The 13,279-nt window shown below is 61.3% G+C and carries 13 protein-coding genes, 3 tRNA genes and 1 pseudogene; 10 read left to right on the plus strand and 7 right to left on the minus strand.

Annotated elements, in window-relative coordinates; genetic code table 11:
* Both MUW49_RS09395 and grcA read left to right on the plus strand, forming a co-directional pair.
* A pseudogene (locus MUW49_RS09395) lies at positions 1 to 120 on the plus strand (ISAs1 family transposase); the annotation flags it as partial.
* A gap of 363 nt (positions 121 to 483) precedes the next feature.
* Positions 484 to 864, plus strand: a complete 381-nt coding sequence (gene grcA / locus MUW49_RS09400) for an autonomous glycyl radical cofactor GrcA (RefSeq protein ID WP_010673855.1) — start codon at positions 484 to 486, stop codon at positions 862 to 864.
* Between the two features lie 79 nt (positions 865 to 943).
* Here the strand turns inward: grcA and MUW49_RS09405 are convergent, their stop codons facing one another.
* The 7 genes from MUW49_RS09405 to hemA all read right to left on the minus strand — a co-directional run bounded on the left by MUW49_RS09405 (position 944) and on the right by hemA (position 7,941).
* On the minus strand, positions 944 to 2,227 hold the full coding sequence (locus tag MUW49_RS09405) for a dicarboxylate/amino acid:cation symporter (RefSeq protein WP_244812653.1): 1,284 nt from the start codon (positions 2,225 to 2,227) through the stop codon (positions 944 to 946).
* A gap of 286 nt (positions 2,228 to 2,513) precedes the next feature.
* Positions 2,514 to 3,368 (minus strand): 3-deoxy-8-phosphooctulonate synthase, encoded by an 855-nt coding sequence (kdsA, locus tag MUW49_RS09410; RefSeq protein WP_010673853.1) that lies wholly within the window; start codon positions 3,366 to 3,368, stop codon positions 2,514 to 2,516.
* 105 nt (positions 3,369 to 3,473) lie between these two features.
* A complete protein-coding gene (locus MUW49_RS09415; RefSeq protein WP_010673852.1) occupies positions 3,474 to 4,274 on the minus strand; it encodes a tetratricopeptide repeat protein in 801 nt (266 codons plus the stop codon).
* A gap of 11 nt (positions 4,275 to 4,285) precedes the next feature.
* Positions 4,286 to 4,666: a SirB2 family protein gene (locus MUW49_RS09420; RefSeq protein WP_010673851.1), complete on the minus strand. Its 381-nt coding sequence runs from the start codon at positions 4,664 to 4,666 to the stop codon at positions 4,286 to 4,288.
* A gap of 43 nt (positions 4,667 to 4,709) precedes the next feature.
* Positions 4,710 to 5,543: a peptide chain release factor N(5)-glutamine methyltransferase gene (gene prmC / locus MUW49_RS09425; protein ID WP_010673850.1), complete on the minus strand. Its 834-nt coding sequence runs from the start codon at positions 5,541 to 5,543 to the stop codon at positions 4,710 to 4,712.
* Positions 5,543 to 6,631 (minus strand): peptide chain release factor 1, encoded by a 1,089-nt coding sequence (gene prfA, locus MUW49_RS09430; RefSeq protein WP_048207166.1) that lies wholly within the window; start codon positions 6,629 to 6,631, stop codon positions 5,543 to 5,545. Before prfA ends, prmC begins: the two co-directional genes overlap by 1 nt.
* A gap of 50 nt (positions 6,632 to 6,681) precedes the next feature.
* Entirely contained in the window at positions 6,682 to 7,941 is a 1,260-nt protein-coding gene (gene hemA, locus MUW49_RS09435) for a glutamyl-tRNA reductase (protein ID WP_041212583.1), read from the minus strand.
* A gap of 125 nt (positions 7,942 to 8,066) precedes the next feature.
* On the opposite strand from hemA, the gene lolB reads away from it, so the two are divergent.
* The 8 genes from lolB (at position 8,067) to MUW49_RS09475 (ending at position 13,229) form a co-directional block, all read left to right on the plus strand.
* Positions 8,067 to 8,645, plus strand: coding sequence for a lipoprotein insertase outer membrane protein LolB (lolB, locus tag MUW49_RS09440; RefSeq protein WP_039039599.1), 579 nt, complete (start codon positions 8,067 to 8,069; stop codon positions 8,643 to 8,645).
* Entirely contained in the window at positions 8,645 to 9,523 is an 879-nt protein-coding gene (gene ispE, locus MUW49_RS09445) for a 4-(cytidine 5'-diphospho)-2-C-methyl-D-erythritol kinase (protein WP_161470218.1), read from the plus strand. The genes lolB and ispE overlap by 1 nt, the downstream gene beginning before the upstream one ends.
* A tRNA-Gln gene (locus MUW49_RS09450) sits at positions 9,503 to 9,577 on the plus strand. Before ispE ends, MUW49_RS09450 begins: the two co-directional genes overlap by 21 nt.
* Positions 9,578 to 9,816: 239 nt before the next feature.
* A complete protein-coding gene (locus MUW49_RS09455) occupies positions 9,817 to 10,764 on the plus strand; it encodes a ribose-phosphate pyrophosphokinase (RefSeq protein WP_010673845.1) in 948 nt (315 codons plus the stop codon).
* Positions 10,765 to 11,013: 249 nt separating this feature from the next.
* Positions 11,014 to 11,610 carry an aminoacyl-tRNA hydrolase gene (pth, locus tag MUW49_RS09460; protein ID WP_041215615.1) on the plus strand — a complete coding sequence of 199 codons (597 nt, stop codon included), beginning with the start codon at positions 11,014 to 11,016 and terminating at the stop codon, positions 11,608 to 11,610.
* A gap of 132 nt (positions 11,611 to 11,742) precedes the next feature.
* Entirely contained in the window at positions 11,743 to 12,834 is a 1,092-nt protein-coding gene (ychF, locus tag MUW49_RS09465) for a redox-regulated ATPase YchF (RefSeq protein ID WP_010673843.1), read from the plus strand.
* A gap of 235 nt (positions 12,835 to 13,069) precedes the next feature.
* Positions 13,070 to 13,146 (plus strand) — tRNA-Met (locus MUW49_RS09470).
* An 8-nt stretch (positions 13,147 to 13,154) separates the two neighbouring features.
* Positions 13,155 to 13,229 (plus strand) — tRNA-Gln (locus MUW49_RS09475).
* Positions 13,230 to 13,279 lie beyond the last annotated feature (50 nt).

Here is a 13,279-nt window from a genome sequence, read left to right on the forward strand (position 1 = left end):
CTCAGGGCCGAGACTTCACGCAAGGCGAGCGTAAGACGGAAGCAAAAAATCGCAGGAATGAGCAGTGAATATCTGGAAACGGTACTCAATGCGGGTCTCAAAAAACTGGGTGAAATTTAACAAAATGTTCACGCTCTCACCCTGGGCAGGCCGGTTTTCGCTGACGCCAGAAATAAACCCTAAAGGTGTAGTTAAATTACTAGATATGAATAATAAAAAATGCATAATTCATATATCTTACAAAAACAGAAAAATGATCTGTTTTTGATTCAACTCAATGATTTAATCCCTTTTAATGCGTGCAAAATGGGGTTTTATTGATTTGGATCAATTTTCGTAATATTACCGTCGTGGTATATATGGCCCCAACGAAGTAAAGGTGTAAGGCAAGGCCCCGTTAAATCATTCCTTCCAAGAGGTGGTTTAAAAACATCAGGGTAATGTGCTTACCGTTGAATCCGCTTTCCTATGAGGAGTCATACCATGATCAAGGGCATCCAAATCACCCAGTCCGCCAACGCCGCTCTGCTGAACTCTTTCTGGCTGCTGGACGAAGAGAAACAACAGGCTCGCTGCATCTGCGCCAAGGGCGACAGCTTTGCCGCCGATCAGGAAGTCAGCCTCTCCGACCTGGGTCAATTCGAATACCGTGAACTGCCGGTTCAGCAAGAGCCTGTGGTCGAAGGGGGTCAGCACCTGAACGTCAACGTACTGCGCCGCGAAACCCTGGAAGACGCCATCGCCAACCCGGAAAAATACCCGCAGCTCACCATCCGCGTCTCCGGTTACGCCGTGCGTTTCAACGCCCTGACCCCGGAGCAGCAGCGTGACGTGGTCACCCGCACCTTCACCCAGAGCCTGTAAGGCGCCCTGCGTAAAGAGATAAAAAAACGGCCCCCTCGGGCCGTTTTTTCATGGGTGATGATCACCGCCGGAACCTGGCTCAGCTTCGCAGGTCCACCGGCCTTGCCACCACGGGTTTCGCCAGGGCGTCCTGCATGGTGGCCTCGTCGAGCTGATCGCAGTAACGAGCTACCACCAGGGTCGCCACCCCGTTGCCGATGAGGTTGGTCAGGGCGCGCGCCTCCGACATGAAGCGATCAATCCCGAGGATCAGCGCCAGCCCGGCCAGCGGCAGATGTCCCACCGCCGAGATGGTCGCCGCCAGCACGATGAAGCCGCTGCCCGTGACCCCGGCCGCCCCCTTGGAGGAGATGAGCAGCACCACCAGCAGAGTGAGCTGATGGAACAAGTCCAGCGGGGTGTTGGTCGCCTGGGCGATGAAGACGGCGGCCATGGTCAGGTAGATGGAGGTGCCGTCCAGGTTGAAGGAGTAACCGGTCGGGATCACCAGGCCCACCACCGACTTCTTGCAGCCGAGCGCCTCCATCTTCACCAGCATGCGCGGCAATACGGATTCCGATGAGGAAGTGCCGAGCACGATCAGCAGCTCTTCCCGGATGTAGGAAATAAAGCGCACTATGCTGAAGCCATTTGCCTTGGCGATACTGCCAAGCACCAGGAAAATAAACAGCAGACAGGTCAGATAGAAGCTGGCGATCAATTGCCCGAGCTGTACCAGGGAGCCGATGCCATATTTTCCTATGGTAAACGCCATGGCACCAAATGCCCCGACAGGTGCCAATTTCATGATCATGTTGATGATCCCGAAAATAACCTGGGAGAAGCCGTCGATGATATTGAAAATAGCCTTACCCTTCTCACCGATATGATGCAGGGAAAAACCAAACAGCACCGCAAACAGCAGCACCTGGAGAATATTGCCGCTGGCAAAGGCGCCGATCATGCTGGCCGGGATCACGTCCAGCAGGAAGGCGACGATGCCCTGTGACTGAGCCTGCTCCGCATAGGCGGAGATGGCGCTGGCATCCAGCGAGGAGGGGTCCACGTTCATGCCGACCCCGGGTTGCAGCAGGTTGACCACGCACAGGCCGATGATCAGCGCCAGGGTGCTCACCACCTCGAAATAGATGAGCGCGATGGCCCCCGTCTTGCCGACTGCCTTCATGCTCTCCATGCCGGCGATCCCCGTCACCACGGTACAGAAAATAACGGGGGCAATGATCATCTTGATCAATTTCACGAAACCATCGCCGAGGGGTTTCATATCGGCGCCCAGGCTCGGATAGAAGTGCCCCAGCAATATTCCGATGGTGATGGCCAATATCACCTGAAAGTAGAGGCTGCTGACTATTTTCTTGTGCATGCTCAACGTCCTGTTAATTAATTGACACGGGCGATGGCAAAAAACGCGTGCAGGGATCCGCGGCGAGACAGTTCACACCTCTCACCCGGTTCATGCCATTTCGCCATTCCGACGGCGGCACTTTCACACGTTATAAGAATCAATTTAGCGACATCAATCACACAATATATTTAACATCATTAACACCACAGCAACCTTGCAGTAATGACCATGAAGCGGCGCCATGTGAAGACGGAAGAAATAAAAATGCCCCGCAGAGCGGGGCATTTTTCAACCTAAGCCTGGATCAGACCGAAGTATCGAGGGGCTCGAAGCCCTTGACCAGATCGTCGATGGCCTTCATCTGCTTGAGGAAGCCTTCCAGCTTCTCCAGCGGCAGGGCGCTCGGACCGTCGCAGCGGGCGACCTTGGGATCCGGGTGGGATTCGATGAACAGGCCTGCCAGGCCCACCGCCATGCCGGCACGGGCCAGCTCGGCCACCTGCTCGCGGCGACCACCGGAGGCGGCGCCCAGGGGGTCACGGCACTGCAGGGAGTGGGTCACGTCGAAGATGACGGGGTAGCCACCCGTGCTCTTCTTCATGACGCCCAGACCCAGCATGTCCACCACCAGGTTGTCATAGCCGAAGTTGACGCCGCGTTCGCACAGGATAAGGCGATCGTTGCCGCACTCCTCGAACTTGTCGGTGATGTTCTTCATCTGGCTCGGGCTCAGGAACTGCGGCTTCTTGATGTTGATGACGTTGCCGGTGCGGGCCATAGCCTCCACCAGATCGGTCTGGCGCGCCAGGAAGGCGGGCAGCTGGATGACGTCGACCACCTCCGCCACCGGCTTGGCCTGATGGGGCTCGTGCAGGTCTGAGATCACCGGCATGCCGAAGGTCGCTTTCAGCTCCTGGAAGATCTTCATCCCCTCTTCCAGACCCGGGCCACGATAGGAGTGGATGGAGGAACGGTTGGCCTTGTCCCAGCTCGCCTTGAACACGAACGGGATGCCCAGCTTGCTGGTCACTTCCACGTACTTCTCGCACACCGCCATCGCCATGTCGCGGGACTCCAGCACGTTCATGCCGCCGAACAGCACGAAGGGCTTGTCGTTGGCGACGTCGATCTGGTTGATCTTGATATTCTTCTGTTCCATCTCAGGCTTCCTTAGGTAAAAGGGCTCGGGGCTTGAATCCACATCCGGCCGCTGTGCCCTGGGCACGGCGGCCTCGATATTCTTCCGCTTGATTTCCCAGCCCCCTCAATGGAGTGGCTTGGGGCTCAGATCCAGACTGGCCAGCTGGGTTTTCAGCACGTCGGCCACGGGATCGTCGGGGCATTGTTCAATAAAGTACTCGAAATCGTCGGCGGCGAAGCGCGGGCAATCGAGCTGCTCGTAGATGAAGCCCCGATCCCGCGTCTCCAGCGGATCGCCGGGTTTCATGCGCAGCAGCAGCTCGCTGCAGCGCAGCGCCTCCGTCATCCGCTCCTCCCGCAGCAGGGCCCCCTTGCTGACGTTGAGCAACCGTTCGATGATCTCCCACTGCCCCGATGGCTGCAGGTGGTCGTCGCTCAGGCTCGCCAGGTTGCCGAGGGCGCCGCGCAGCAGCAGCTCGATGCGGTGCCGGCTCAGCTCGTCCCCATTGAAGGGGTCCACATAGACCTCCCCTTCCAGGCCGGCGAAGCTCAGCAGGAAGTGGCCGGGGAAGCAGATCCCCTCCACATCCAGCCCTATCTTGCGACCCAGCTGGATGATGAGGATGCCGAGGCTGACCGGGATCCCCTTGCGCCTTGCCAGCACCTGGTTCAGGTCGCAGTTGGCCGCCGAGAAGTAATCCTGCCAGTCGCCGCGAAACCCCAGGGTCTGGTAGAACCCCTGCAGCAGCTGGCGGCGCACCTCGTCGCAGTCCCCCTCGGCAATCGCCTCGTCCAGCCAGGCATCGAGGCGGGCCAGCTCGGCCTCCCCGCTCCCACCCTGTCCCCGGATCTCGTCGCTCACCGACAGCGCCAGCTCGGCGATGTCATGGGCTTCGAAATCGGTCCATTCGTCCACGCGTATCATCGTCGTCATCCCTAACCGAACAGGCTGGCCTGCTTTTGTACCGCCAGCTTGGCGATAAAGAAGATCCACCCCAGGGCGCCCAGGAAGGCAAACCAGCGGATGCCGTTGCTGCGCGCCAGGCGCAGGGCCATCATGGCCAGAAACATCACCACCAGCACCGCGGTCAGCTTCTCGCTGAGCCAGGGAATGGCGTTGTTGAGGGGGTTGAGGTCCAGCACCATGCACAACAGCACGCCGGAGAGCACCACCAGGCCGTTGAGCCAGCCGCTCACCCTGAGGGTACGGGCCCCCGCCAGGGCGGAGCCGGTCTGCGACCAGTAAAAGCGCAGGATAAACATCAGCACGGCCCCGGCTATCAGGGCGAGGTGCAGATGCTTGAGCACAACATACATAACATTTCCTTGCACGGGGGCGGGAAGAGCCCGCCCGTCATCGTCAACGAGCCAGCCGCCCCAGGGTCACTCGCTCGTTATCACCGTAATCGCGCACGGTTTCCACCTGGTCGTAGCCTTGCTGCAACAGGAGTTGACGCACCAATGCCCCCTGCTCCCAGCCGTGCTCCAGCAGGAGCCAGCCACCGGGAACCAGGTGGGCAGGTGCGCCTGCCACGATGAGGCGGATGTCCGCCAGCCCCTGCTCGTCCGCCACCAGGGCGGAGCGGGGCTCGAAGCGCACGTCCCCCTCGTCGAGATGAGGATCCGCCCCGTCGATGTAGGGCGGGTTGGAGACGATCATCGCAAAGCGCGGAGCACCCGAGAGCGGCTCGAACCAGCTGCCGTCCCGCACCGTGACGGGCAAGCCCAGCGCGGCGCTGTTGGCGCGGGCCAGGGCGGCGGCCTCCGGCATCCTGTCCACGGCCCATACATCGGCATCCGGTCGCTCGGACTTGAGCGCGAGCGCGATGGCGCCGGTCCCTGTGCCGAGATCCAGCAGGGCGCAGGGGCCTGCTGGCAGGCGCGCCAGCGCCTGCTCCACCAGCACCTCGGTATCCGGGCGCGGGATCAGAGTGGCCGGGCTCACTTTCAGCGGCAGGGACCAGAACTCCCGCTCGCCGATGAGGTGGGCGATGGGTTCGCCCTGGAGGCGGCGCGCCAGCCAGCCCGCCAGGGTCGCCTGCTGGGCGGCATCGAGCTCGCGCTCCGGCCAGGTCATCAGGTAGCCGCGCCGGCACTCCAGCAGATGGCAGAGCAGGGCATCGGCGTCGGCGCGGGGGGATTCCCCGGAGGCCAGGGTCGCCATGATATGGGCGCGGGCCTGCTGGATCTGCATCAGTTGCTCTCGGCCAGGGAGGCGAGCTGATCCGCCTGATACTCCTGCACCAGGGGGGTGATCACGCAGTCCAGATCCCCTTCCAGGATGTCGCCCAGACGATAGAGGGTGAGGTTGATCCGGTGCTCGGAGAGACGCCCCTGGGGATAGTTGTAGGTGCGGATGCGCTCGGAGCGATCCCCGGAGCCCACCAGGTTGCGGCGGGTACTCTGCTCGGCGGCGCGGTGGCGTTCGTCCTCGGCCGCCTGCAGGCGAGCGGAGAGCACCGACATCGCCTTGGCGCGGTTCTTGTGCTGGGAGCGCTCGTCCTGGCACTCCACCACCAGCCCGGTGGGCAGGTGGGTGATGCGGATGGCGGAGTCGGTCTTGTTGACGTGCTGGCCGCCGGCACCGGAGGCGCGGAAGGTGTCGATCTTCAGCTCGGAGGGGTTGATCTCCACCTGCTCGGCTTCCGGCACTTCCGGCAGCACGGCCACGGTACAGGCGGAGGTGTGCACCCGGCCCTGGGATTCGGTCTCGGGGACTCGCTGCACCCGGTGGCCGCCGGACTCGAACTTGAGGCGGCCGTAGACGTGCTCACCGTCCACCTTGGCGATCACCTCCTTGTAGCCGCCGTGTTCGCCGTCATTGCAGCTGACGATGGAGACACGCCACCCCTGACGCTCGGCGTAGCGGGAGTACATGCGGAACAGATCCCCCGCGAAAATGGCCGCCTCGTCGCCACCGGCACCGGCGCGGATCTCCAGATAGCAGTTGTTGTCATCCTTGGGGTCGCGCGGCAACAGCATCACCTGCAGCGCCTGCTCCTGCTCCTCGAAGGTCGCCTTGGCGAGCGGCAGTTCCTCTTGCGCCATCTCCCGCAGCTCGGCATCCTCTTCCTCCAGCATCAGCCGGGTGGTCTCGAGGTTCTCTTCGGCCTGGCGGAAACGCTGGAAGGCGTGAACGATATCTTCCAGCTGGGCGTATTCCCGGGTCAGGGCGCGGTATCTGTCCTGATCCGAGGCGACCCCGGGCTCCCCGAGCAGGGCCTGTACTTCTTCATGGCGCTCGATGAGGCCTTCCAGCTTTCTGATCAATGAGGGGTTCATGACTCTTGGATTCTCGATGGAGGACGGGACGGCAAAGGGCCGTCCCAACACTATGATTCTTGTGACAATCCCAGCACCTGACGCAGTTGGGCCAGCTTGTGGCTGTCCCCCTGGGCGGCGGCCTGGCGCAGGGCCTGGGTCGGTGCGTGGATCAGCTTGTTGGTGAGGCGATGGGCCATGGCCTTGAGCGCCTGCTCGGCATTTTCACCCTGTTGCAGGGCCAGCAGGGCCCGCTGCAACTCTTCGTCGGCGACCTGCTGTGACTGATGGCGATAATCGCGAATGAGATCCACCGAGTGCTGGCTGCGATACCAACCCATGAACTCGTCGCGCTCTTCCTGCACGATGAGTTCCGCCTCGGCGGCCGCCCGCTTGCGGGTCTCCAGGTTCTGCTCGATGATGCCCTGCAGATCGTCCACCGTGTAGAGATAGGCATCGGAGAGCTCGTCCACCTCGGCTTCGATGTCGCGGGGCACGGCGATATCCACCAGGAACATGGGCTTGAAGCGACGCGCCTTGAGCGCCCGCTCCACCATGCCCTTGCCGATGATGGGCAGGGGGCTTGCCGTGGAGCTGATGACGATGTCCGCCTCGTGCAGGTAGTCCGGGATCTCCTCCAGGGTCATAACCTGGGCACCGAACTCCTCTGCCAGCAACTGGGCCCGTTGCAGGGTCCGGTTCGCCACCATCATCCGGGTCACGCTCTGCTCGCGCAGGTGGCGGGCCACCAGTTCGATGGTTTCGCCGGCGCCCACCAGCAGCACCTTGGTCTGGGAGAGGTCGGAGAAGATACGGCGGGCCAGGCTCACGGCGGCGAAGGCCACCGACACCGCGCTGGCGCCGATCTCGGTGTCAGTGCGCACCCGTTTGGCCACCGAGAAGGATTTCTGGAACAGGCGCTCCAGGGATCCTTTCACCGCATCCGCCTGCTGGGCGTGGGCGTAGGATTGCTTGATCTGCCCCAGGATCTGCGGCTCCCCGAGCACCAGGGAGTCGAGGCCGCAGGCCACCCGCATCAGGTGTCGCACCGCTTCCTCGTCCTGGTGCCGGTAGATGGCGGAGAGCACCTCGCTCGCCTCCAGCGCGTGGAACCGCTGCAACCAGTTCAGCACCTGCTCCCCCTGCCCCTGCTCCAGGCTGCAATAGAGCTCGGTGCGGTTGCAGGTGGAGACGATCACCGCCTCGCTGACGCCAGGCTGCTCCACCAGCTCACGCAGGGCGCGATCGATGCGGTCCGGGCCAAAGGCGACCCGCTCCCGCAAGGCGACACTGGCGGTGTTGTGGTTGATTCCGAGGGCAAGCAGACTCATGGGTGGGTGATGATCGTTTCATGCACAGGGTGTAGAGGCCGACAATTGTACGAGAAAGGGTAAGTCTTTAAAAGCAATACGGCCGCCCCTTATACTGTCGCAAACCTCATCTGCGGAGCTCCACCTTGTTGTTGCGTATCTTCTCCCTCGCCTGCCTGCTGGTGCTGGCGGGCTGTACCACCACCCAACCCCAGCGGGATCAGGTCAACTGGCAGCAGGAGCGCGCCCGCCTCGAACGCCTCACACACTGGCAGTTGTCGGGCAAGATGGCCATCATCACCGCCCGCCAGAAGGGCAGCGCCCGCCTCAACTGGCAGCAGAACGGCGACGACTATCGCCTCAACCTCACCAGCCTCATCGGCACCCATATTCTGGAACTCTCCCGCACCGGCGGCGAGGTGACTCTGCTCGACAACGACGGAAAACAGCACCAGAGCCAGGATGCCGAGCTCCTGGTCTATCAGCTCACCGGCTGGCACATTCCGGTGGCCGGGCTGCCTGAGTGGATCAAGGGATTGCCGGGGCAGGCCGAATTCGAGCTCAACCCCGATGCCAGCCTCGCCAGCGTGCGCGACGGCCAGTGGCAGATCGTCTACGGGGACTATCGGGATCAGGACGGCTATCGCCTGCCCCACCTGCTCACCATGACCGGGCAGGAGAGCCGTCTCAAGCTGCAGATCAACGAGTGGACCCTGGCACCATGATGCACGACCAGGCGCCGATCCGCTGGCCCGCCCCGGCCAAGCTCAACCTCTTCCTGCACGTCAATGGCCGCCGCCCCGATGGCTACCACGAACTGCAGACCCTCTTCATCTTCCTCAACCACGGCGACTGGCTCGAATTCGAGCCGATCCCCGGCAGCGACCAGCTCACCTTGAGCCCGGCCATTCCCGGCGTGCCCGATGAACAGAACCTCATCATCCGGGCTGCGCGACTGTTGCAGAGCCGGTTGGCCAGTCCGCAGGGAGCCCATATCCGGCTGGAGAAGGTACTGCCCATGGGCGGTGGCATCGGGGGCGGCTCGTCGGACGCGGCCACCACCCTCGTGGCCTTGAACCACCTCTGGCAAGCCGGCTTGAGTGAAGACGAGCTGGTCGAGCTCGGCGTGCAGCTGGGCGCCGACGTGCCGGTGTTCGTGCGGGGCAAGGCCGCCTTCGCCGAAGGCGTGGGGGAGCGGTTGCAACAGATCGAGGTGCCGGATGCCTGGTACCTGGTACTCAAGCCGGATTGCCATGTGGCCACCGCCGCCGTGTTCCAGGATCCCGACCTGCCCCGCAACACCCCCAAGATGACCCTGGACAATCTGCTGGCAGGAGAGTGGAAAAACGATTGCGAGCTGCTGGTGAAAAAGCGCCACCCCGAGGTTGCCAATGCGCTCGGCTGGTTGCTAGAATACGCGCCGTCAAGAATGACGGGCACTGGCGCCTGCGTCTTTGCTCGATTTGAAGACGAAATGGCTGCTCGGAAGGTGTTGGCAAGAGTGCCGGAAGGCTGGGATGGGTTTGTCGCCAAGGGCGAGAACATATCACCACTCTTCGTCACTTTGCAACAAGTGAGTGATTGGGGTATCGCCAAGCGGTAAGGCAGCGGGTTTTGATCTCGCCATTCCTAGGTTCGAATCCTAGTACCCCAGCCAACTCTCTCCTTGTTGAGGCCGTATCGGGAGGTGTTGACCTCGTCGATGTGTCTTGGGCCAATCTGACGCGATGGCGCTCAAGGTGGATTCCCGTCCACCCACCCTGCGGGTGATGAGACGCCATCCTCGACATCGCCCAGAGACCTTGTCCGTCATCTTGCTAAATCGTTTGCCCCCAAACGATACGGGTCTAAAATCAGACTCCCCACATACTGGATGCAACCCCGAGGTTTCAAACCGTGCCTGACATGAAGCTGTTTGCTGGTAACGCAACGCCGGAACTAGCCCAGAAGATCGCAGATCGCCTGTTTATCAAACTCGGCAATGCTGCCGTAGGTCGCTTTAGCGACGGCGAGATCAGCGTACAGATCAACGAGAATGTACGCGGTGGCGATATCTTCATCATTCAATCCACCTGTGCCCCGACCAACGACAATTTGATGGAATTGATCGTCATGGTGGATGCACTGCGTCGTGCTTCAGCTGGCCGTATCACTGCCGTTATCCCCTACTTTGGTTATGCCCGTCAGGACCGCCGCGTCCGCTCCGCCCGTGTGCCCATCACCGCCAAGGTCGTCGCCGACTTCCTCTCCAGCGTAGGTGTGGACCGTGTGCTGACCGTTGACCTGCATGCCGAGCAGATCCAGGGCTTCTTCGACGTCCCCGTCGACAACGTGTTCGGCAGCCCGGTGCTGCTGGAAGACATGAAGGCCAAGAACCTCGAATCCCCCGTGGTCGTGTCACCGGACATCGGTGGCGTGGTCCGTGCCCGTGCCATCGCCAAGCTGTTGGACGACACCGACATCGCCATCATCGACAAGCGTCGTCCCCGTCCGAACGTCTCCCAGGTCATGCACCTGATCGGCGACGTGGCCGGTCGTGACTGCGTCATCGTCGACGACATGATCGACACCGGCGGCACCCTGTGCAAAGCGGCCGAAGCGCTGAAAGAGCGTGGTGCCAAGCGCGTGTTCGCCTATGCGACCCACCCTGTTTTCTCCGGCACCGCCGTTGAAAACATCAAGAATTCGGTCATCGACGAGCTGATCATCACCGACTCCATCCCGCTCACCCCGGAGATGAAGGCAGTCGGCAAGGTCAAGCAGCTGACCCTCTCCTCCGTGCTGGCCGAAGCGATTCGCCGCATCAGCAACGAAGAGTCCATCTCTGCCATGTTCGAGCATTGATAGACCCTGTTGTGACAAAAACCGCCGAATGGCGGTTTTTGTTTTTTTGGGTGCCTGGCGCCAGCCGCCAACCTCCACTCGGCAAGAGACGAAAACCTCGGACGAGCCACCCCACCCGAGCCCTTCTGTCCGGCTTTTCCCCGACCTTGCCGCACTTTGGTTGAGTGATCGCCACTCGGCGGCTAGAATATTGCGTCCCATTGCCCCGGGTCATCCGCCCATGGCAAGTAGCGAGTGAAGACATCAAGCGTGACAAGTCAAATCAAACTGATTGTCGGGCTGGGTAATCCCGGCCCCGAATATGCCAAGACCCGCCACAATGCGGGCGCCTGGTATGTGGAGCAACTGGCACGCTGGCACAATGTCAGCCTGCGCGAAGAGCCCAAGTTCTTCGGCCACACCGCCCGCTTCCTGGTGGACGGGCAGGATGTGCGGCTGCTCATCCCGAACACCTACATGAATCTCTCCGGCAAGGCCGTGGCGGCGCTCGCGCGCTTCTACCAGATCGCCCCGGAGGAGATCCTGGTGGCCCACGACGAGCTGGACCTGCCTCCCGGCATCGCCAAGTTCAAGCAAGGGGGCGGTCACGGCGGCCATAACGGCCTCAAGGACATCATCGCCAGGATGGGCAACAACAATAACTTCTTCCGGCTGCGCCTTGGCATCGGCCATCCGGGCGCCAAGGAGCTGGTCGCCGGCTTCGTGCTGACCAAGGCGCCCAGCAGTGAGCAGAGTCTGATCGAGGCCGCGCTGGACGAATCCCTGCGCGCCACCGACATCCTGTTCAAGCAGGACATGACGAAGGCCATGAATCGCCTGCACAGTTTCAAGGCCGAGAAAGTCTAGGCCTTCAGCCTGCATCGCCAGGCAGTTCAAGATGACCGGCCCCCTGGCGAGATCCCTCGCCTCGGGGTCAAGCAACACGACACGGGCCGCCCGCGCGGCCCCTTGAAGCATCCATCAACAAGGTAACAATCCATGGGTTTTAAATGCGGTATCGTGGGCCTGCCCAATGTAGGCAAATCCACCCTGTTCAATGCGCTGACCAAGGCCGGCATCGAAGCCGCCAACTTCCCGTTCTGCACCATTGAGCCGAACACGGGTGTGGTCCCCATGCCGGATCCCCGCCTCGACCAGCTGGCGGCCATCATCAATCCGCAGCGTGTCGTGCCGACCACCATGGAGTTCGTGGACATCGCCGGCCTGGTGGCCGGTGCCTCCAAGGGCGAAGGCCTTGGCAACCAGTTCCTGGCCAACATCCGTGAAACCGAAGCCATCGGTCACGTGGTGCGCTGCTTCGAGGACGAGAACATCGTCCACGTGGCGGGCAAGGTCTCCCCGGCCGACGACATCGAGGTGATCAACACCGAGCTGGCCCTCTCCGACCTGGATGCCTGCGAGCGCGCCATCAATCGCCAGTCCAAGCGTGCCAAGGGCGGCGACAAGGATGCCAAGCTGGAAGTGGAAGTGCTGGAGAAGATCAAGGTTGCCCTGGAAAACGGCCAGATGATCCGCGGCATGAAGCTGGACAAGGATGAGCTGGACGCCGTCAGCCACCTCAACTTCCTGACCCTGAAACCCACCATGTACATCGCCAACGTGGCGGAAGATGGCTTCGAGAACAACCCCTACCTGGATCAGGTCCGTGAGATAGCCGCCGCCGAGAACGCCGTTGTCGTGGTCGTCTGCTGCGCCATCGAGGCGGACATCGCCGAGCTGGACGACGAAGACCGCGCCGAGTTCATGGCGGATCTGGGCATCGAGGAGCCGGGCCTGAACCGGGTGATCCGCTCCGGATACGAGCTGCTCAAGTTGCAGACCTACTTCACCGCCGGTGTGAAAGAAGTGCGCGCCTGGACCATTCCCGTAGGTGCCACCGCCCCGCAGGCCGCTGGCAAGATCCACACCGACTTCGAAAAAGGCTTTATTCGCGCCCAGACCATCGCCTTCGACGACTTTATCACCTACAAGGGTGAGCAAGGCGCCAAGGAAGCAGGCAAGATGCGCGCGGAAGGGAAAGACTACATCGTCAAGGATGGCGATATCATGAACTTCCTGTTCAACGTCTAACCCCATGAGAGGCCAGCATTTGCTGGCCTCTTTTTTATCTGGCCAGAGGCGCGATCTGGGTGCGAATGTCGTAAAAAAAACCAGATTGTTGGGCTTTTGCACGACAGCGGCCAATAACTCGCCAAACGCACCCAAATTCGTTTTTTCAAACAAAAAAAGGGTTGACGCCCCAGAGCCAGATACGCATAATTCCGGCCGCACAGTGACGAGGCAACGACTCACTGGAAGCACGGTTGGCTATGTAGCTCAGTTGGTTAGAGCATCGCACTCATAATGCGGGGGTCACAGGTTCGAATCCCGTCATAGCCACCATCTCTAGTTGGGGTATCGCCAAGCGGTAAGGCAGCGGGTTTTGATCTCGCCATCCCTAGGTTCGAATCCTAGTACCCCAGCCATTTTTTGAATGATGTTTGATGGTCTCTGTCAGGCATCGTCGTTGGGGTAT

The organism is Aeromonas sp. LsrichE-8G (assembly GCF_022869435.1).
In the GTDB taxonomy this organism is placed as follows: domain Bacteria; phylum Pseudomonadota; class Gammaproteobacteria; order Enterobacterales; family Aeromonadaceae; genus Aeromonas; species Aeromonas caviae.

Coding starts and splice junctions, on each gene's coding strand:
- grcA (WP_010673855.1), top strand. CDS start 484: ATGATCAAGGGCATCCAAATCACCCAGTCCGCCAACGCCGCTCTGCTG.
- MUW49_RS09405 (WP_244812653.1), bottom strand. CDS start 2,227: ATGCACAAGAAAATAGTCAGCAGCCTCTACTTTCAGGTGATATTGGCC.
- kdsA (WP_010673853.1), bottom strand. CDS start 3,368: ATGGAACAGAAGAATATCAAGATCAACCAGATCGACGTCGCCAACGAC.
- MUW49_RS09415 (WP_010673852.1), bottom strand. CDS start 4,274: ATGATACGCGTGGACGAATGGACCGATTTCGAAGCCCATGACATCGCC.
- MUW49_RS09420 (WP_010673851.1), bottom strand. CDS start 4,666: ATGTATGTTGTGCTCAAGCATCTGCACCTCGCCCTGATAGCCGGGGCC.
- prmC (WP_010673850.1), bottom strand. CDS start 5,543: ATGCAGATCCAGCAGGCCCGCGCCCATATCATGGCGACCCTGGCCTCC.
- prfA (WP_048207166.1), bottom strand. CDS start 6,631: ATGAACCCCTCATTGATCAGAAAGCTGGAAGGCCTCATCGAGCGCCAT.
- hemA (WP_041212583.1), bottom strand. CDS start 7,941: ATGAGTCTGCTTGCCCTCGGAATCAACCACAACACCGCCAGTGTCGCC.
- ispE (WP_161470218.1), top strand. CDS start 8,645: ATGCACGACCAGGCGCCGATCCGCTGGCCCGCCCCGGCCAAGCTCAAC.
- ychF (WP_010673843.1), top strand. CDS start 11,743: ATGGGTTTTAAATGCGGTATCGTGGGCCTGCCCAATGTAGGCAAATCC.